At 67.3% G+C, this 18,411-nt stretch carries 16 protein-coding genes and 1 pseudogene; 7 read left to right on the top strand and 10 right to left on the bottom strand.

Annotation, left to right across the window (positions count from 1 at the left end; genetic code table 11):
• Positions 1-93 precede the first annotated feature (93 nt).
• The 10 genes and pseudogenes from K9U40_RS06250 to K9U40_RS06295 form a co-directional block, all read right to left on the bottom strand.
• Positions 94-867, bottom strand: a complete 774-nt coding sequence (locus K9U40_RS06250) for a LysR family transcriptional regulator (RefSeq protein WP_282889348.1) — start codon at positions 865-867, stop codon at positions 94-96.
• A gap of 41 nt (positions 868-908) precedes the next feature.
• Complete coding sequence (locus tag K9U40_RS06255) at positions 909-1,682, bottom strand: enoyl-CoA hydratase-related protein (protein ID WP_282889387.1); 774 nt, start codon at positions 1,680-1,682, stop codon at positions 909-911.
• A 26-nt stretch (positions 1,683-1,708) separates the two neighbouring features.
• A complete protein-coding gene (locus K9U40_RS06260) occupies positions 1,709-2,875 on the bottom strand; it encodes an acetyl-CoA acetyltransferase (RefSeq protein WP_282889349.1) in 1,167 nt (388 codons plus the stop codon).
• A 110-nt stretch (positions 2,876-2,985) separates the two neighbouring features.
• Positions 2,986-3,984 (bottom strand): TRAP transporter substrate-binding protein, encoded by a 999-nt coding sequence (locus tag K9U40_RS06265; RefSeq protein ID WP_282889350.1) that lies wholly within the window; start codon positions 3,982-3,984, stop codon positions 2,986-2,988.
• Between the two features lie 57 nt (positions 3,985-4,041).
• Complete coding sequence (locus tag K9U40_RS06270; protein WP_282889351.1) at positions 4,042-5,106, bottom strand: branched-chain amino acid ABC transporter permease; 1,065 nt, start codon at positions 5,104-5,106, stop codon at positions 4,042-4,044.
• Between the two features lie 3 nt (positions 5,107-5,109).
• Positions 5,110-6,000 (bottom strand): branched-chain amino acid ABC transporter permease, encoded by an 891-nt coding sequence (locus tag K9U40_RS06275; RefSeq protein ID WP_282889352.1) that lies wholly within the window; start codon positions 5,998-6,000, stop codon positions 5,110-5,112.
• 11 nt (positions 6,001-6,011) lie between these two features.
• Positions 6,012-6,782: an ABC transporter ATP-binding protein gene (locus K9U40_RS24785; protein WP_282889388.1), complete on the bottom strand. Its 771-nt coding sequence runs from the start codon at positions 6,780-6,782 to the stop codon at positions 6,012-6,014.
• Between the two features lie 618 nt (positions 6,783-7,400).
• Positions 7,401-8,282: pseudogene (locus K9U40_RS24790) on the bottom strand (AMP-binding protein); the annotation flags it as partial.
• Positions 8,283-8,288: 6 nt separating this feature from the next.
• The gene (locus K9U40_RS06290; protein WP_282889353.1) at positions 8,289-9,092 is read right to left on the bottom strand and encodes an ABC transporter ATP-binding protein; all 804 of its coding nucleotides are present in this window, start codon (positions 9,090-9,092) and stop codon (positions 8,289-8,291) included.
• An 82-nt stretch (positions 9,093-9,174) separates the two neighbouring features.
• The gene (locus K9U40_RS06295) at positions 9,175-10,557 is read right to left on the bottom strand and encodes an ABC transporter substrate-binding protein (RefSeq protein WP_282889354.1); all 1,383 of its coding nucleotides are present in this window, start codon (positions 10,555-10,557) and stop codon (positions 9,175-9,177) included.
• Positions 10,558-10,801: 244 nt separating this feature from the next.
• On the opposite strand from K9U40_RS06295, the gene K9U40_RS06300 reads away from it, so the two are divergent.
• The 7 genes from K9U40_RS06300 to K9U40_RS06330 are packed head-to-tail and all read left to right on the top strand — an operon-like array spanning position 10,802 to position 18,348.
• Positions 10,802-11,947, top strand: a complete 1,146-nt coding sequence (locus K9U40_RS06300) for a phosphotransferase family protein (RefSeq protein ID WP_282889355.1) — start codon at positions 10,802-10,804, stop codon at positions 11,945-11,947.
• Positions 11,948-11,958: 11 nt separating this feature from the next.
• Positions 11,959-13,164: an acyl-CoA dehydrogenase family protein gene (locus K9U40_RS06305; RefSeq protein WP_282889356.1), complete on the top strand. Its 1,206-nt coding sequence runs from the start codon at positions 11,959-11,961 to the stop codon at positions 13,162-13,164.
• On the top strand, positions 13,164-13,955 hold the full coding sequence (locus K9U40_RS06310) for an SDR family NAD(P)-dependent oxidoreductase (protein ID WP_282889357.1): 792 nt from the start codon (positions 13,164-13,166) through the stop codon (positions 13,953-13,955). Before K9U40_RS06305 ends, K9U40_RS06310 begins: the two co-directional genes overlap by 1 nt.
• A 15-nt stretch (positions 13,956-13,970) precedes the next feature.
• A complete protein-coding gene (locus K9U40_RS06315) occupies positions 13,971-15,173 on the top strand; it encodes a CaiB/BaiF CoA transferase family protein (RefSeq protein ID WP_282889358.1) in 1,203 nt (400 codons plus the stop codon).
• 52 nt (positions 15,174-15,225) lie between these two features.
• Complete coding sequence (locus K9U40_RS06320) at positions 15,226-16,911, top strand: acyl-CoA synthetase (protein ID WP_282889359.1); 1,686 nt, start codon at positions 15,226-15,228, stop codon at positions 16,909-16,911.
• Positions 16,895-17,632 (top strand): FadR/GntR family transcriptional regulator, encoded by a 738-nt coding sequence (locus tag K9U40_RS06325; protein WP_282889360.1) that lies wholly within the window; start codon positions 16,895-16,897, stop codon positions 17,630-17,632. The genes K9U40_RS06320 and K9U40_RS06325 overlap by 17 nt, the downstream gene beginning before the upstream one ends.
• A complete protein-coding gene (locus tag K9U40_RS06330; protein ID WP_282889361.1) occupies positions 17,629-18,348 on the top strand; it encodes a nitroreductase in 720 nt (239 codons plus the stop codon). Before K9U40_RS06325 ends, K9U40_RS06330 begins: the two co-directional genes overlap by 4 nt.
• The last annotated feature ends 63 nt before the right edge of the window (positions 18,349-18,411 follow it).

The raw sequence follows: 18,411 nt of genomic DNA on the forward strand, positions 1-18,411 counted from the left end.
GCGCCTCCAGGGCCACCTTCGCCTTGAACTGCGCTGAATAACGCTTCCTCTTCCCGGTCATCGGGCTCGTCCTTCCGTCAGGCCGAACCAAGCTTAACTCCCTGTCCGATTTTCGGGGACCACCTCAGTCGTTCCGCGTCCGGACGCCACGAGATCGAGAAGCTTGTAGCGCCCGACCCGCTGCGCCTCGATGCGCGGGTCTCCTTCGACCTCCTGGATTTTCCGGACAACATAGTCTCGAATCCGCGCGCCCGCAGGCGTGTCTCGGAGAAGGATTTTCTCAGCGCTGAGATCCCGCCATGTCAATGACTCTGAAGCAGCAAGCTGATGGCCTTCAGGCAAGGCCACCAGCACCTGTTCTGACCAGAGATAAGCGGCATCACATCCCGCAAAGCTGGTCAACTCAATGACAAATGCGATGTCAATCTGAAACTGACGAATAGCATTGATGTGCTCATGTGCTTCGCCCTCGATGAAATCGATGTGAACAGCCCCACATCTTGCGTCGTATGCTCGAAACAACTCCGACAAGAAGCCAGATGAAAGGGAAGAAAACAGTCCAACTTTGAGATATCCACCCTCGCCTCGTCCGATAGCAGCGACCTCTGCAACTCCGTCCCGAATGTGGTCCAACGCATGACGGGCACGATGAAGGAAGCGCTGGCCGGCCATCGTCAGGTTGATGCCCCCGGAGTGCCTCAAGAAAAGGGACCCGCCGACTTGGTCCTCGATGTCGCGGATCCGCCGGCTAACGGAGGATTCTTGCACCCCGAGCGCCACGGTTGCCTTCCGGAAGCTTCCCGAATTTGCCGCTGAGATAAAATATCTGAGATGGCGGATATCGATCTGAATTGTATCACTCTTCATTGCGCCTCCTCAGTTGGTCATTCGAATAATTTCCATACTTTTCATCTACCGCGAAACTGAGGCGCACGCTTTTCCACGAACGCGGCCATTCCTTCTTTTTGATCATGGGTTGCAAAAAGAGATTGGAAGGTTCGGCGCTCAAACAGAAGCCCCTCCGAGAGGGAGGTCTCAAAGGCTCGGTTCACAGATTCTTTAATGGCCATCGTGTTGATGCGAGATTTTGTCGAGATCGCTTCGGCAACGGCCTGCGCTTCGGCGCGCAAATTCGAAGCGGGCACGACCCTCGACACGAGCCCAGACAGTTCCGCCTCCGAGGCGTCCATCATCCGGCCTGTCAGGCAGAGGTCCATCGCTTTGGCCTTGCCGACAGCGCGAACGAGACGTTGCGTCCCCCCTGCGCCCGGCATGACGCCGATCTTCACCTCGGGGAGGCCGAACCTCGCGGTATCCGCAGCGATCACCACATCGCACATTAGTACGACCTCGCAACCGCCACCCAGTGCATAACCCGCGACTGCGGCAACGAGAGGTTTGCGCAGGCTGGCGATCGCATCCCAGGACGCGAGAAAATCCTCGAGAAATGTCTCGGGATAGCAGCGATCAACCGCTTCCTTGATGTCCGCCCCTGCCGCGAAGGCGCGGTCGGACCCGGTGATGACCACGCAGCCGATGTCCGGATTGGCGCTGAAGACGGCGAGGGCGCTCGCGATCTCACCCACCATCACAGCGTTGAGCGCATTTAGCGCGTCCCGTCGATCAAGGGTGATCCATCCCACTCGGTCAATGATATTCGTTCGGATGAGTTCAAATGACATCGCCTCGCCCTCTTGGTCCTGTGCATTCAACGCGTGCGTTCCAGAATGCTGACGTAGTTCGCGACGGCGGCACCGCCCATGTTGAAAATTCCGCCGCGCCGCGCATTACGGAGCTGGATGCCTGGCGCTGTTTCCGCGAGTTGCATCGCCGCCATCACGTGCATGGAGACGCCAGTGGCGCCAATGGGATGGCCCTTCGCTTTGAGACCGCCAGACAGGTTCACCGGGAGCTTGCCGTCGGGTTCCGTCCAACCTTCCAAAATCGCACGACGACCCTCACCGGCGGGCGTGAGGCCCATTGCCTCGTACTCGATCAGCTCGGCGATCGTGAAACAGTCGTGCGTTTCTACGAAGTCGAGATCCAGAAGATTTAAATTGGCCGCTTCCAGGGCTTCGTGCCACGCCTTTGCCGCTCCCTCGAACCGGGTCATGTCGCGCCGGCTCATGGGCAGGTAGTCATTCACCTGTGTCATTCCTTTGAGGCCAATGGCTGTTTCCCGGGTTGCCGCCACATCGCTTCTGGCCAGAACAAGGGCTGCCGCACCATCCGAGACCATTGAACAATCGGTGCGCCGCAGTGGAGACGCGACAATCGGATTCTTGTCAGAAATTGTCGCGCAAAACTCATACCCGAGGTCTTTTTGCATATGGGCGAGCGGATTATGGGCGCCGTTTCTATGATTTTTGGCAGCTATGTAAGCAAGTGCGTCGGATTGGTCCCCGTGTCGTCGAAAATATTCGCTTGCGATCTGCCCAAACAAGCCCGCGAAAGAGGCATTTTCGCCGCCTTCCTGCTTCACGTAGCTGGCGGATGCCAAAGCTTTCCGGACATCTTCAGCGGGGCTCGCAGTCATCTTTTCCACGCCGAGGACCAGAACGATCCTTGCCTGCCCCGACGCGATCAGCATCGCTCCATGACGCACGGCCGCCGAGCCGGTAGCGCAGGCATTCTCCACCCGTGTGGAGGGCCGGAAGCGGAGGGCTGGGTCGGCCTGCAGAGCGAGGGACGCGGGGAAGCCCTGCGGGTCCAGACCCTGATTGAAATGACCGACCACGATCTCGTCGACCTCTGCTGGCAGCACCCCAGCATGTGACAGAGCCGAGGAAGCTACGCCACTAATCAGGCTCTCGAGCGTCTCGCCATCCAGCTTACCAAATCGGGTGTGCGACCAGCCGATGATATGTCCAAGCATTGTCTGGGGTTTCCAAATTCATAAATTCATTTGAGTGAATGGCGAGGCGCCTTCTGATTTCCGCGTCTAACGAAACACGCCGGGCGCCTGCCGCCCGGCGTGTTGTTTCATCAATTGCCACGCGGCCTTATCTGAGCCTGGAACTCTCGCCAAACATCCGGAAAGCGCTCGGAGAACGTCGCGGTAACCGGAGAGACGGCGTCACGCCACGGCTTGAGATCGGTCACCGTGACGACGGCGGCGCCTTTCGCGGCCATGTCCTTCAGGATCGCCGCGTCGTCCGCCTCCATGCGCCCCCAGCCTTCGGTGACGTTGGCTCGGGCGGCCGCCAGTAGCGCGTCTCGATCGGGGGTGGAGAGGCGCTCCAGCGCATCCTTCCGCGCCACCAGAACGTAGGTGATCATCATCAGCCCCGGCACGTGGGTGGCCTTGGGCGCGGCCATGCCGAGCTGCGAGGTCCAGGCGCCGGGAGAGGTGAAGACCCCGTCGAGGGCGCCGCGCTCGAACGCGGGCTTCATCTCGGGGATGGGCAGCACCACCGGCTCCGCCGAGAGGCGGCGCATGATGTCCTCGTACGTGCCGGCTCCGGCCACGCGGATCTTCAGTCCCTTGAGGTCCGCCGGGGTAGCGACGCGCTTGTCGCGGAAGACGAAGAGCTGGTCCGCCCCACGCATCAGGCCGATCACTCGCAGGTCCTGCTTCTGCGCGAGCGTATCGAGGAGGTCCACCACCCCGCGGCGCGCCGCCGGCTGGGCCATGGCGGTGTCGTCGAGCGCGAAGGGCAGGTTGACGAAGCCGAAGCGCGGATCCAGGCGCTCCAGATTGGCCGCATTGACGAAGGTGAGTTCCGCCTTCCCGGCCTTCAATGCCTCGATGGAGGCGAACCCCGGATAGATGGTCCCGCCGGGATTGGCGGCGATCGTCAGCCGCGCTGAGGTCGTCCTGGCCACATCATCCGCCATGGCCGTGAAGTAGGGCACGCGCGGATGATTGGTCGGGATGTCGAAGACGAGCCTGAGCTCTTCGGCCGTGGCGACGGCGGGAAGCGCGACGAGGGGCGGGAGCGTCATCATCGCCGCCCCGACAAGGCGGCCGATAGTCATGGTCATGGCGTGTTCCTCCGGTCTTGCGCGCGTTGGTGCGCGTCGTTCATCCGCGGGCGGATTTCAGTAGGGCAGCGGCCAGCGTCGCAGGCGCTCCTTCGCCTTCACGGCAAGCCGGGCGAGGCCGTTCGGCTCGATGATGAGGAAGGCGACGATGAGCGCGCCGAAGATCATCAGCTCCAGATTGGCCAGAACGTCCGGCTTCAGGGCCTCGCCGAACAAGGTCGCGGCGTTGGCGATGGCCACGGGCAGGAGCACGATGAAGGCCGCCCCGAGGAAGGAGCCGAGGATGGAGCCGAGGCCGCCGATGATGACCATGAACAGGATCTGGAACGAGCGGTGCAGCGAGAAGGCCTCGATCTCCACGTTGCCGAGATAGAGGAACGCCCACAGCGCGCCGGCCACCCCGCAATAGAAGCCGGAGACCGCGAAGGCGGTGAGCTTGGCGCGGGTGGTGTCGACCCCCGTCAGTTCCGCGGCCGTCTCGTGGTCGCGCACCGCCATCAGGGCGCGGCCGGCGGAGGAGCGGATGAGGTTCTTCGCCACCACGGCTAGGGCGACGACCGTCACGAAGGCGACGAGGTAGCGCGACGGCACGGACGAGAAGCCGAAGCCGAATAAAAAGAGCGTCGGGGTGGAGACGACGCCGGAGGGGGTGTTCAGGACCAGCCACGGAATGTGGGTGCAGATCCATTCGATGAGGAACTGGGCAGCGAGCGTCGCCACCGCCACGTAGAAGCCGCGGATGCGCAGGCTCAAGAGGCCGAAGGCGAGCCCCACGGCGCCCGCCACCATCCCCGCCAGCACGAAGGAGACCGGGAACGGCAGCCCCGGCAGGCGGATGACGAGATTCACCGCCGCATAGGCCCCCACCGCCATGAATGCGCCCGAGCCCAGCGAGAGCTGGCCCGCATAGCCGGTGAGGATGTTGAGCCCGATCGCCGCAAGCGACAGGATGAGGCATGGCAGGAGGATGGAGCCGAGCCAGTACGGCCCAGCCACGAACGGTACCACCAGCGCCCCCACGGCCACCAAGGCCATCACCGCCCAACGGTCGAGGGCCACGGGGAAGATGGCCTGCTCCTGCGCATAGGACGTCTTCAGCGCGCCGGCGTCTCGGTAGAACATGGGTCAGACCCTCGCGATGCGCGCCGCGCCGAACAGGCCGGCGGGGCGGATGAGCAGGACGGCGATGGCCAGCGCATAGGGAAACCAGTTCTCGATGCCGCCGCCGACGAAGGGCCCGAGATAGATCTCGGCCAGCTTCTCGCTGACCCCGATCACGAGCCCCGCCACGATGGCGCCGGCGATGGAGTTGAAACCGCCCAGAATCATCACCGGCAGCGCCTTGAGCGCCACCAGCGTCAGCGCGAACTGCACGCCGAGCCGCGCGCCCCAGACGAGGCCGGCGACGAGCGCGATGAAACCAGCGGCGCCCCACACCACGGCCCAGATGAAGCCGAGCGGCACGCCCGCCACCTGCGCCGCCTGGGTGTCGTCGGCCACCGCCCGCAAAGCGCGCCCGACCTTGGTGTAGGAAAAGAAAGCGGACAGCACCGCCACCAGCACCGCGGCCATGAGAGCCGCGGAGAGGTCGAACTGAGAGATCAGGATGCCACCGATCTCGATGGGCTCGTCGGAGATGCCGAGGTCGAGCCCACGCACCTTGGTGCCCCAGATGAGCTGGGCGAAACCCTCCAGGAAGATGGAGAGGCCGATGGTGGCCATGAACAGGATCATGTGGTCCTGCCCGACAAGGGGGCGCAGCACCGTGCGCTCGATGGCCACCGCCAGCACCAGCATGGCGGCGAGCGCGAGGAGGAAGGCGGCCCACATGGGCAGGCCGAATTCCAGAAAGCCGACGAAGGTGAGGGCGGCGAACAGCACCATGGCGCCCTGGGCGAAGTTGAACACGCCCGAGGCCTTGAAGATGAGCACGAAGCCCAAGGCCACCAGCGTGTACATCACGCCCGACAGGAGACCGCCCACCACCACTTCGAGAAAGAAGAAAAAGTCGCCCATGATGTTCTCCCTCACGCAGCTTCGCCGAGAGCGGCGGAGCCGAGATAGGCGGCGATGACTTGGGGATCGGCACGAACCACATCGGGCGTGCCATCGGCGATCTTGCGGCCGTAATTGAGGACCGCAACGCGATCGGACAGGCCCATCACCACGCCGATGTCATGCTCGATGATGAGGATGGTGGTGCCGAAGCTCTCATTGACCCGGCGGATGAAGCCGCACATGTCGCGCTTCTCCTCGTGGGTCATGCCGGCCATTGGTTCGTCGAGCAGCAGGAGCCTCGGCTCGGTGGCGAGCGCGCGGGCGAGCTCCACCCGCTTCTGGATGCCGTAAGGCAGGCTGGCCACCGGTGCCTTGCGCAGATGCTCCAGCTCCAGGAAGGCGAGGATGCGCTCCGCCGCTTCCCGCTCGCGCCGTTCTTCCGCCGACGTGGAGGGCAGGCGCAGGAGCTTGCCGAGCAGCGAGCCCCCGAAGCGCGCGGCGCGGCCCACCAGAACGTTGTCGATCACGTTCATGCCCTTGAACAGGGAGACGTGCTGGAAGGTGCGGCCGATGCCCGAGCGTGCGGCAAAGGCCGGGCGCATGCGGGCGCGTTCCTTTCCAGCAAAAGTGATGGTCCCCGAGCGCGGGTGGTAGACGCCGTTGATGACGTTCAGCAGCGACGTCTTCCCCGCCCCGTTCGGCCCGATGATGGAGAGGATCTCCCCTTCATGGATGGCGAGGGATACGTCGGTGAGCGCCTTCACCCCGCCGAAGGCGACGGCGACGCCGCTGACCTGCATGAGCACGGGACCGCGCGAGCGGGCTTCGCGCTCACTCGGCCTTGCCTGCGTCTCGCGTCCAACCGGCGCGAACGGGGCATCGCGCACCTCGCCTTCCAGCGTCAGATCCTGCGGACCGAAGCCATCGGCAGCGAGGTCGAAGGCACGGATAGCCAGGGAGGTGCCGGGGAATTCCGCAGCCAGCCGCGCATTCACCCGCTCCACTGCAGCCGATGCGTGGCCCCGGGCAGTGACGGTGTCCTCCGCGCCAGCAGCGGACGGCGCGAGTGCGATCCGGGCGCTGAGGCCGCCGGGCACACGGGTGACGCGGGCGCGATCAATGACAGCCTCGCCCCGGAGCACGGCTTCGACATGCCTGAGCAGATGGGCGTCGTCGGCCGCGGCGCCGGCGCGGGACCGGGGGGCGCCGTCATCGGCGAGGGCAAGATCCGCGTCGAGCGGCACCCCGTAGGCCGCGAGGCGGCTGGCAGTGGTCGGGTCCAGGATGCCGGAGGTGATCAAGGCGAGGCGGCAGGCGCCGACACCGAGGGTGTTGCGCAGCGGCGCCCCGAAGGCGAGACCGGTGCCCGGCAGGCCCCCCTCCCTCGCCCGCGCGAGGGCCCGCACCAGCGGCCCGCCGGCTGCAAGACGGATGCTGGCATCCCTCACCAGAAGCTCGAACACGCGCGCCGGCGCGGCCAGAACGGTGGGGGCCACCTCCCTCAGATCGTTGGGGAAACTCGCCGGCCCCTCCACGCAATGGACAGAGCAGCCCGAGAGCAACGGCTGCACAAGGCTGCCGGCGGCGTCGGCAATGCCCGAAACGGGCAGAAACGCCATGAGCCGGTCAGCAGGAGACAGCAGCAGCCGGGACATGGCCGCCGCGCCAGCGTCGAGGAGGCGCCGGTGGGTGAGCGCCAACGGGCGGGGCGGCCCGTCCACGCCCGCGGTGTGGAGAATGAGGGCGGTTCGGCTTCCCTCAACCGTGGCGGCCCGCCAGGCGTACCAGGCCACGGCCTCGTCCTGGGCGGCCTCCGGCGATGGCGCGCATTCGTCGAGACGCAGCACGACGGCGGGCGAGCGGCTGGCAGCCCGCCACGCGCGGGCCGCCTCCTCATTCTCGCAGAGGACGAGGGCGGGATCGGCCGCAGGTGCGCCGAAGCGGCGCAGGAATTCCGGGCCCACCGGCATCACCGCAGCGCCGAGGCCTTGCGCGGCGAGGGCTGCGGCATAGAGCTCCGGCCGGTTCTCGCCGACGGTCACGAGCAGGCCTTCGCCGGTGAAGCCTGTGCCATCGAGGAGCCGGGTCATGGCGGCGGTGCGGGCGAGATACTCGGCGAACGTCCAGGTGCGCCAGATGCCGCCGACCTTGTGGCGCAAGGCCGGGCGCGCGGCATGGCGCCGGGCGGCCGCGATCAGGGCGCCGGGCAGCGTGTCCGCAGGGCAAGGATCGGCCCGTTCCGCGGCGCCGGAGGTATGGTCGAAGGCGCGGTTCATGGCAGGAGGAATCCCTTCGTCCATGGAGGATCAGGAGAGCCAGCGCGGGCGTCGGCGGGCGGCAAGGCTCGCCTCGTCCGCTTCGGCGGAGGCATCGAGCCCGAGATAGGAGGCGCGGATTTCGGGATCGGCGGCGAGCGCGCGTGCCGGCCCCTCGCGCACCACTCTTCCGCCCTCCACGAGATAGCCATAGGTGGCGTAGCGCAGCGCTACGGCGGCGTTCTGCTCGGCGAGGAGGAAGGTCACCCCGGCTTCGGCATTCAGCTGCTGCATGATGGAGAAGATCTCCTCCACCAGCAGCGGCGCGAGGCCCATGGAAGGCTCGTCGAGCAGGATCATCCGTGGGCGGGCCATGAGGGCACGGCCGATGACGCACATCTGCTGCTCGCCGCCGGAGAGGAGGCCCGCCGGCTGATTCCGCCGCTCCTTCAGGCGGGGAAAGATGCTGTAGACGCGCTCGAGACTCTGGGCGACCGCACCGTCGCTGCGCGAGTAGGCGCCGACCTTCAGATTGTCCTCGACCGACAGTGTGGGGAAAGCATGGCGGCCCTCCATCACCAAGGAGAGGCCACGGCGGGCGAGGTCGGAGGGGTCGAGCCCGTCGATGCGCGCGCCATCATAGTGGATGGCGCCCTTTGTCACCTCGCCGCGCTCGGAACGCAGGAGGTTGGCGATGGCCTTCATGGTGGTGGTCTTGCCCGCCCCGTTGGCGCCCAGCAGCGCCACGATGCCGCCCTTCGGCACGCTGAGCGTGAGGCCGCGCAGCACCAGCGCGAGGCGCCCATACATCACCTCGATCCCGGCCACGGACAAAAGGGGATCCTGCCCGCTCATGGCGTGCCTCTCCGCGCGTTGGTGGTGAAACGGGGCGCCGCCCCGCGCGTGGTGAAAAGGGGGGCGCTGCGGCCCCCCGGGCTCAGTTGGTCTCGCCGGCGCAGTCGCGGGGCGTGATGCCCTTTTCCTTGGCGAACTGGGCGGCGGAGGCCTCGATGAGCGGCCGGACCATGGATTGGTCGGACTTGATCCAGTCGGAGATCATCACCCACTTGGCGCCGTCCCATTGCTGGAAGCGGATGGCACCATCGCCTTCGTGGTCGGCGCAGGTGACCTTGATTTCCGGCATCAGGCCTTCAAGGCCCAGCTGCTTGATGCGTTCGCTCGTCATCACCAGGTGCTCGAGGCCCCAACGCACCTCGTCGCCGGTGAGCGGGCGGTTGCCGAATTTCGCCATGGCGGTGCGCATGGCCTCGGTCACGGCGACGCCATGGAGCACGCCGCGCACATAGTAGACCGAGCCGATGCGGTTCTCCTCCACATTACCCTGGCCCTTGGCGTAGACATACTTCTTGATGTCCTCGAACACCGGATAGTTCGGGCCGGTGGCATGGAACTGGGCGGTGATGAAGCCCTTGGCCGCGTCGCCCGCCGGCGTCACGTCCTCCTCCGATCCCGACCACCACCAGCCGATGATCCGGTCGCGGGCGATGCCGGCGCGGGCGGCTTCCTTGATGCCGGTGGGCGTCGCCGCGCCCCAGCCGCGGAACAGCACCCAGTCCGGCCGATACTGGCGCACCTGAAGCCACACGGCGCGCTGGTCGAGGCCGGGCGGCGTGATGGGGAAGGTCGTCACCTCGAAGCCGTAGCGCTTGGCCTGAGCGTCGAGGATCGCCTGGGTCTCGCGGCCGGCGGCGAAGTCCATCACCACGTTGGCGATCTTCTTGCCCTTCAGCTTCTCCAGCCCTCCCTCGCGCTCGGCGATGTAGCGGATGGTGGCGGTGTTCTCGCTCCAGTAATTGGAGATGAGCGGGAAGAAATAGGGGAAGACCCGGCCATCGGAGGAATCGGTCCGCCCGTAGCCGATGGTGACGGAGGGGATCTTGTCCGCCGTCATGCGGTCGATGAGGGCATAGACGCCACCCGTACCGGAGGGCGTGAAGGCAGCGGCGCCGGTCGGCCCCTTCGCCTTCTGGCGCTCGTAGCACTCGATCATGCGGTCGGGCTGGTAGCCGGTCTCGCACTCCTCATAGACCAGCTTCACGCCGTTCACGCCGCCGTCACGGGCGTTCACCAACGCCAGATAGTCCGCATAGGCACCGTAGATGCCCGAGCCGCCCGGCGCGTAGGGGCCGGTGCGATAGATGGCGATGGGCACGAACTGCTCCATCGCTGCACCGGCCGTCGCGGCCGGCGCAGCCGTCTGGGCGGCCGCCGGCACCGCGAAACCAAGCGTCGCGACCACTGCAAGGAGACAGGCCGACGCGACGGATTTCCGGCGCCGCGGGCTGAAGCATTGAGGCATGGCGTCATCCTCCAGGCCGGAATTCTGGTCCGGCATCTTTATCTGATGATCGGACCATAAATCCAAAATCGCCGCGTCGTCAATCTCCGGATGGAGACGACGGAATTTCCAGTTAACATACTTATTATCATATAAAATATCGCAATTTACGCCACCTTAGGCGCGCATCTGGTGGAAAATTTCCGCTTGACCACATGATTTCAGTCGGACAATTTTAGTCCGACAAAAACGAGGCAACGGGTCCATGGTCGAGGCTGTTGACGTGCTGGAAGGCGAGGGCACCGCAGAGAGGGGCGTCGGCGCGTCCGTGCTGGACCCGGCGTTGCCCGCCGGTGTCGCCCTGCGCAGCGCGGCCGAGAGCCGGGAGCTCGACTGGGCGGCGATCAGGCGTCATCTGGCGGCCCACGGCATTGGTCTGGATCCCGCCTTCGTGCCCCGTCAGTTCGCGGGCGGCCTCGCCAACCTGAACTTTCTCGTGCGCGTGTCGGACGGCTGGGCCGTGCTGCGGCGCCCGCCCGATGGCCCACTGCCGCCCGGCTCGCACGATATGGCGCGTGAGCACCGCATTCTGTCGAATCTCTGGCGGGAGCTGCCGCTCGCCCCCCGCAGCCTGCATTTGTGTGCCGACGCCAGCGTCGCCGGCGCGCCGTTCCAGTTGATGGAGTTTCGCGCCGGCATCGCCCTGCGGGGTGACAGCCTGGCGCCCTTCCCGGCGACCGCCCCCACCGGCGCGGACCTCTCGCACAAGCTGGTCGAGACATTGGCGGCCATCCACGCGGTGGACCCGGCCCGGATCGGCCTGTCCGATCTCGGCCGCCCCGCCCGCTTCTTCGCCCGCACCGCCGCGGGCTGGATCGGCCGCGCCGAGCGGGTGACGCAGGGCGCGCTCTCCCCAGCCGCCCGCGCCGTCGCCGACTGGCTTGCTGCGGCGGAGGTGCGGGACGCGTCGGCGCCGACCCTTCTCCACAACGATTTCAAGCTCGACAACGTGCTGCTGGATCCCGCCACCCGCGCCCCCGTCGCCGTGGTGGACTGGGACATGGGCACCCGGGGCGACCCGCTGTTCGATCTCGCGACGCTGCTCAGCTACTGGACCGAGGCCGGCGACCCGCCATGCATGCACGAGCTGGCGCAGATGCCCACGGCCCGCCCCGGCTTCCTGACGCGGGCCGAAGCGGCGGACGCCTATGCCCGCGCCACCGGCCGCGACCTCTCCCGGCTCAAGCCCTACCGCGTGCTGACCATGCTGAAGCTCGGCGTGGTGTTCCACCAGCTCCACGCCCGGCACCGCGCCGGCGAGACGGCCGACCCGCGCTATGCCGGGTTCGGGGCGCTGGCGGAGGCGCTTTTCGACTTCACCCTCGACATCGTCAACGACAAGACATTCTGAAGGCGAGGCCCATGGATTTCGCTCTCCCCCCGGATCTCGCGGCGCTGGAGGCCCGCACGGCGGCCTTCGTGCGCGAGGAGGTGCTGCCCTTCGAGGCCGACCCGCGCCGCACCGCCCACGGCCCCACCGACGACTTGCGCCGCGATCTCGTGGCCAAGGCCCGCGCCGCCGGGCTGCTCAGCCCACACGTGCCGAAGGCCTGGGGCGGGCTTGGCCTCTCCCACCTCGGCAAGGCGGTGGTGTTTGAGGCGGCGGGCTATTCCATGCTCGGCCCCATCGCGCTCGCCATCGCCGCGCCCGACGAGGGCAATATGCATCTCCTCGCCGAAGTAGCGAGCGAAGCGCAGAAGGCCCGCTACCTCGCGCCCATGGCGGCGGGCGAGACGCGCTCCTGCTTCCTGATGACCGAGCCGCACCCCGGCGCCGGAGCGGACCCGTCTCTACTCAAGACAACCGCGGTGAAGGACGGCGACGACTTCGTCATCAACGGCCTCAAATGGCTCATCACCGGTGCCGAGGGCGCGGCCTTCGCCATCATCATGGCACGGACCCTCGTGGAGGGGCGGGACGTGGGCGCCACCATGTTCCTCGCCGATCTGCCGGCGGAGGGCGTGCGCATCGTGCGGGCACTCGACACGCTGGACAGCTCCTTCACCGGGGGCCACGCGGAAGTGGCGCTGGAGACTCTGCGCGTGCCCGCCTCCGATGTGCTCGGCGCCGTGGGCGAGGGCTTCCGCCATGCGCAGGCGCGGCTCGTGCCGGCGCGGCTCACTCACTGCATGCGCTGGCTCGGCGCCGCGCGACGCGCCCACGACATCGCCACCGACTATGCGGGCCGGCGCGAGGCGTTCGGCGGCACGCTCCTGTCCCACGAGGGTGTCGGATTCATGCTGGCCGACAACGAGATCGACCTGCACACCACCCGCCTCGTCATCCGCCACGCCGCCTGGCTGCTGGACCAGGGCGAAAAGGCGAACGTGGAAAGCTCCATGGTGAAGGTGTTCGCATCGGAAGCCATCTTCCGCATCGTCGACCGCTCGCTCCAGGTGCTCGGCGGCCTCGGCATGACGCGCGACACGGAGGTGGAGCGCATCTTCCGCGACGTGCGCGGCTTCCGCATCTATGACGGCCCGTCCGAGGTCCACCGCTGGAACATCGCGCGCCGCCTCGCCCGTGGCGCGGCCGTGAAGGCCCTGCCGGAAGGGAGGGCGGCGTGATGGGCCTCGCCCTTCCCCTGCCCCATCCCGCGCCCATGCCCGGCCTTGCCGGCAAGATCGTGATCGTCACCGGCGGCGGGCGTGGCCTCGGCCGCGCCGTAGCGGAGGGCTTTGCCACTGCCGGCGCCCATGTGGTGCTCACCGGCCGCAGCGCTGAGACGCTGGCCGAGGCCGCCGCAGCGATTGCCGCCCACGGCGGATCGGCCGAAGGCATCGCCGCCGACGTGGCCAGCGAGGCGGACGTCGAGGCGCTGGCCCGCGCGGTGGTGGAGCGCCACGGCCGCATCGACGTGCTCGTCAACAATGCCGGCATCAACCCCTGGTACAAGACCGCCGAGGACACCAGCCTCGCCGAGTGGCGGCAGGTGGTGGAGACCAACCTCACCGGAGTGTTCCTCGCCGCCCGCGCCGCAGGCCGGGTGATGCTGGCCCAGGGCGAAGGCGCCATCGTCAATATCACCTCCGTCGCCGGCAAGGTGGGGCTGGCGCGCACCACAGCCTATTGCGCCGCCAAGGGCGGGGTGGAGCTGATGACCCGCCAACTCGCCCTCGAATGGGCGAAGAAGGGCGTGCGGGTGAATGCCGTCGGCCCCGGCTATTTCGAAACCGAGCTGACCGAAGGCATGCGCCAGAACCCCAAGCTCGCCGAGCGCGTCACCGGCCGCACGCCCATGGGCCGCTTCGGCCATCCGCAGGAGCTGGTCGGCGCCTGCCTGTTCCTCGCCTCGCCCGCGGCCTCCTACATCACCGGCGCCTCGCTGGCGGTGGACGGCGGCTGGACCGCCGCCTGATCCGAAAGACCACAGATGAACGCCCTCACGCCCACATCCACACCTCTCGCCCTCGCCGGCCTGAAGGTGCTGGACCTCACCCGCCTGCTGCCGGGCGCCTTCTGCTCGCTGATGCTGGCCGATCTCGGTGCCGACGTGCTCAAGATCGAGCAGCCCGAGGGCGGCGACTACAACCGCACCTTCCCGCCGCTGAACCGGGCGGAATCCGGCTCCTTCCTGCTGCTCAACCGCAACAAGAAGAGCCTGACGCTGAACCTCAAATCGGAAGAGGGCCGCGCCATCCTCCTCAAGCTGGTGAAGGATGCGGACGTGCTGCTGGAGGGCTTCCGCCCCGGCGTCATGGACCGCCTCGGCCTCGGCTACGACACGCTGGCCGAGATCAATCCGCGCCTCGTCTATTGCGCCATCTCCGGCTATGGCCAGGATGGGCCGAGCCGGCTCAAGCCGGGGCACGACCTCAATTACCTCGCCGAGGCCGGCGCCCTGCAATTGTTCGGCAAGGCGGGCGAAGGCCCCATCGTGCCGGGGCTCTCCATCGCCGACGTGGGCGGCGGCTCGCTGATGGCCTCCACCGGAATCCTCGCCGCCCTGCTGGCGCGGGCGACCACCGGGCGCGGGCAGTTCGTGGACGTGTCCATGCACGACGGTGCCATGTCGTGGCTGTCCCTGCACGCCGCCGATCATCTCTTCGCCGGCATCGAGCCGAAGGGCGGCGAGCGGCCCTTCATCGGCCAGGCGCCCTGCTACAACGTCTATGCCTGCGCCGATGGGAAGCACGTGGCCCTCGGCCTCATCGAGACGCATTTCTGGCACCGCTTCTGCGACGCCGTGGGCCTGCCCGCGCTGAAGGACGAGCAGTGGCCGGAGGGTGAGCGGGAACTGGCGCAGAAGGCCACCCTCGCCGACCTGTTCGCCCGCAAGACGCGCGACGAATGGGTGGCCGAGCTTGAAGCCGCCGACATTCCCTTCGGCCCTGTCTTCTCCATGGAGGAGGCGTTCGCCGATCCTCACGCCCGCCACCGGCAGATGCTGATGTCCATGGAGCATCCGGTGGAGGGCACCATTCCCCAGCTCGGCTTTCCGGTGAAATATTCCGGCACGCCCTGCGCGCTGCGTTCGCCGCCGCCCCTGCTCGGCGAGCACAATGGCGAGGTCCTGGCGGGCCTCGGCTATGCGCCCGAGGAGATCGCCGCGCTCAAGGCCAGCCGGGCCATCTGAGGCAATACGCGCAAGAGAGCACCAAGAGAGCACAATGCTCCGGGAGGAAACCATGGCCCTCAGCCAGATGGCGCCGACCAGGATGGCGCCCAACATGACCGACTATGCCGAAACGGTCCGCGCCTTCCGATGGCAGGTGCCGGAAACGTTCAATTTCGGCGCCGACGTGGTGGATCATTTCGCCCGCACCGCGGACGGACCGGCCCTCATCTGGGCCAATGCGGCGGGCGAGGAGCGGCGCTTCTCCTTTTCGGACATGGCGCGCCTGACCAGCCGCTTCGCTTCGGCGCTGGCGGCACGCGGCATCCGCAAGGGTGACCGGGTGCTGGTCATGCTGCCGCGTATTCCGGAATGGCAGGTGGCCATGGTGGGCTGCCTGAAGCTCGGGGCGGTGCCCATCCCATCCATCGAGATGCTCACCCCCAAGGACATCGAATATCGCGTGCGCCATGCCGGCGTGCGGGCCGTGGTGGCCCGGGCCGATCACGCACCGAAGTTCGCGAACGTGATTGGTGAGGTGCCAGTCCGCCTCGCGCTGACAGGCCCCCTTGGCGGCGCCCCCGGCTTCGAGCCGCTGGAGGAGGCGCTGGCCGCCGGCGACGAGGCCTTCGCGCCGGTGACCGTCAAGGCCGACGATCCCGCCGTGCTCTATTACACCTCCGGCTCCACCGGCCAGCCGAAGGGGGTGCTCCACGCCTCCCGCGGGCTCTATGCGTGGCGCGGCTCGGCCGTCTGCTGGCTGGACCTTCGTCCCGGCGACACCATCTGGTGCACGGCCGACACCGGCTGGAGCAAGGCTGGCACCTCCATCCTCTTCGGCCCGTGGAGCTGCGGAGCGGCCAGCTTCTTCTACGATGGCCCGTTCGACCCCAAGGAGCGCCTGCGGCTGCTGGAGCGCTACGGCATCACCGTCTATTGCGCGCCGGGCACCGAGCTGTTCCGCGTGGTGGATGCCGGCGTCGCCGAGCACGACCTCTCGCGCCTGCGCCACACCGTCTCCTCCGGCGAGACGCTCAACCCCGCGGTCGCGGCGCGCTGGCAGACGGCGACGGGCGTCCCCATCCTTGAAGCCTACGGCCAGACCGAGACGCTGATGACGCTGCTCAACTATCCCTGCGTCGCCCCGCGCGAGGGCTCCATGGGCAAGCCGCTGCCGGGCCTCGATCTCGCCGTCATCGACGGCGCGGGCAACCGCCTGCCGCCCGGCGTGGAGGGCGACATCGCCCTTCTCACCCCCAACCCGCAGATGATGCTCGGCTATCTGGACGAACCCGAGCGCACCGCCAGCGCCCATGTGGAGGGGCCGGAGGGACGCTGGTTCGTCACCGGCGACCTCGGCATGGTGGATGCGGACGGCTATTTCTATCACCGCGGCCGCAATGATGACGTCATCAACTCCGCCGGCTACCGCATCGGCCCCTCCGAGGTGGAGAACGCCCTGCTCGATCATCCGGCGGTGCAGGAATGCGCGGCAGTGGCGTCGCCCCATCCCGAGCGCGGCGAGATCGTGAAGGCCTTTGTCGTGCTCCGCCCCGGCTTCACCGGCGACGAGGCGCTGGCGGCCGCCTTGCAGGATCACGTGAAGCGTGTCACCGCTCCCTACAAATATCCCCGTGCGATCGCGTTTCTCGGCGAGCTGCCGAAGACCATGACCGGGAAGGTGCAACGCAAGGTGCTGCGCGACCTGGAGAAGGCCCGCGCCGCCGAGAGGATGGTCCCCGATGTCGCTCGCGCTTGATCCGGTGCAGGTGGAGCCGGCCTTCCGTCTCGTCGCCCGCACCATCGAGGACAAGATCCTGGCCGGCGAAATCGCGCCGGGGGATCTGCTGCCCTCCGAGGCCGGGCTCGCCGAGAAGCTGGGCGTGAACCGTTCCACCATCCGCGAAGCCATCCGCGTGCTGGAGCAGAATGGTTTCGTCAGGCGGGAGGTGGGCCGGAAGAAGCTCTATGCCTCCATCCCCCAGTCCGGCGACATTTCCCGCCGGCTCACGGCGGCGATGGTGCTTCACCAGGTGACGTTCGAGGAATTGTGGGAGGCTATGTACGCCATCGAGCCCGCTGCGGCCGCCTCCGCTGCCCAGCGCAGCGATGCGGCCGATCTCGAGGCGCTGGAGCGCAATCTCGAGGAAACGCGCAAGGCGCTGAAGGATTCCACCAGCCTCACCGCCCTCGACATCGAGTTCCACGATTTGGTCGCCCGTGGCACCCGCAACCGCGCCATCCAGATGGCGCGGTTGCCCATCTCCGAGCTGTTCTATCCGCCCTTCCTGAAGGTAATGTCGCGCCTCAATGCCGGCGAGCGCCTGCTGGTGGCCCACGAGGCGATATTCGCGGCGGTCCGCGATCACGACGAGAAGCGCGCGCGGGACTGGATGGAGAAGCACATCCTGGACTTCAAGCGCGGCTACGAGCTTGCCAATCTCGACATGGCCACTCCCGTGGATATGCCCGAAAAATGAATGTGCCCGCTTCCTCCACCGCCGCTGTCACGTCCGGCACCCTCTCGGCCGAAGACGCCATCCGCTCGCGCCGCTCCATCCGCGCCTTCCTGCCGACGCCCGTCTGCGACGAGACCGTCGCGGCTATACTGGAGCTTGCGGCCCGCGCGCCCTCCGGCACCAATATACAGCCATGGCAGGTGCTGGTGCTGCGGGGCGAACCGCTCGCGGCGCTGACGCGCGAACTCCATGCGCTCTCCATCGCCGGCGATCCCGGCACCGAGGAATTTGCCTATTACCCGCGCCAGTGGCGCGAGCCGTATCTCTCCCGTCGACGGAAGGTGGGCTGGGACCTTTACGGCACGCTCGGCATTGCCAAGGGCGACACCGAGCGGATGCGCCAGCAACTCGCGCGCAACTTCCTGTTCTTCGATGCACCGGTGGGGCTCGTCTTCACCATCGACCGGGACATGGAGCGCGGCTCCTGGCTCGACTACGGCATGTTCCTCCAGAACATCATGATCGCCGCCCGCGGCTTCGGCCTCGACACCTGCCCGCAGGCGGCCTTCAACGCCTATGGGGCGGTGATCGCAAAGCGCCTTGCCATTCCGGACACGAAGATGGTGGTGTGCGGCATGGCGCTCGGATACGCGGACGCCGCCGCCCCGGAGAACCGCTTCGAAACTGAGCGCGAGCCTCTGGAAGGCTTCGTGCGCTTCATCGACACGCTCGCCTGAACAACGGGGCCGGCGGCCGGCCCCACCTCGCGCCACCGCCGCACGCGCAGCCCCGGCTGCGCG

This window comes from Xanthobacter autotrophicus (genome assembly GCF_030015065.1).
GTDB classification, from domain to species: Bacteria; Pseudomonadota; Alphaproteobacteria; order Rhizobiales; family Xanthobacteraceae; genus Xanthobacter; species Xanthobacter autotrophicus_D.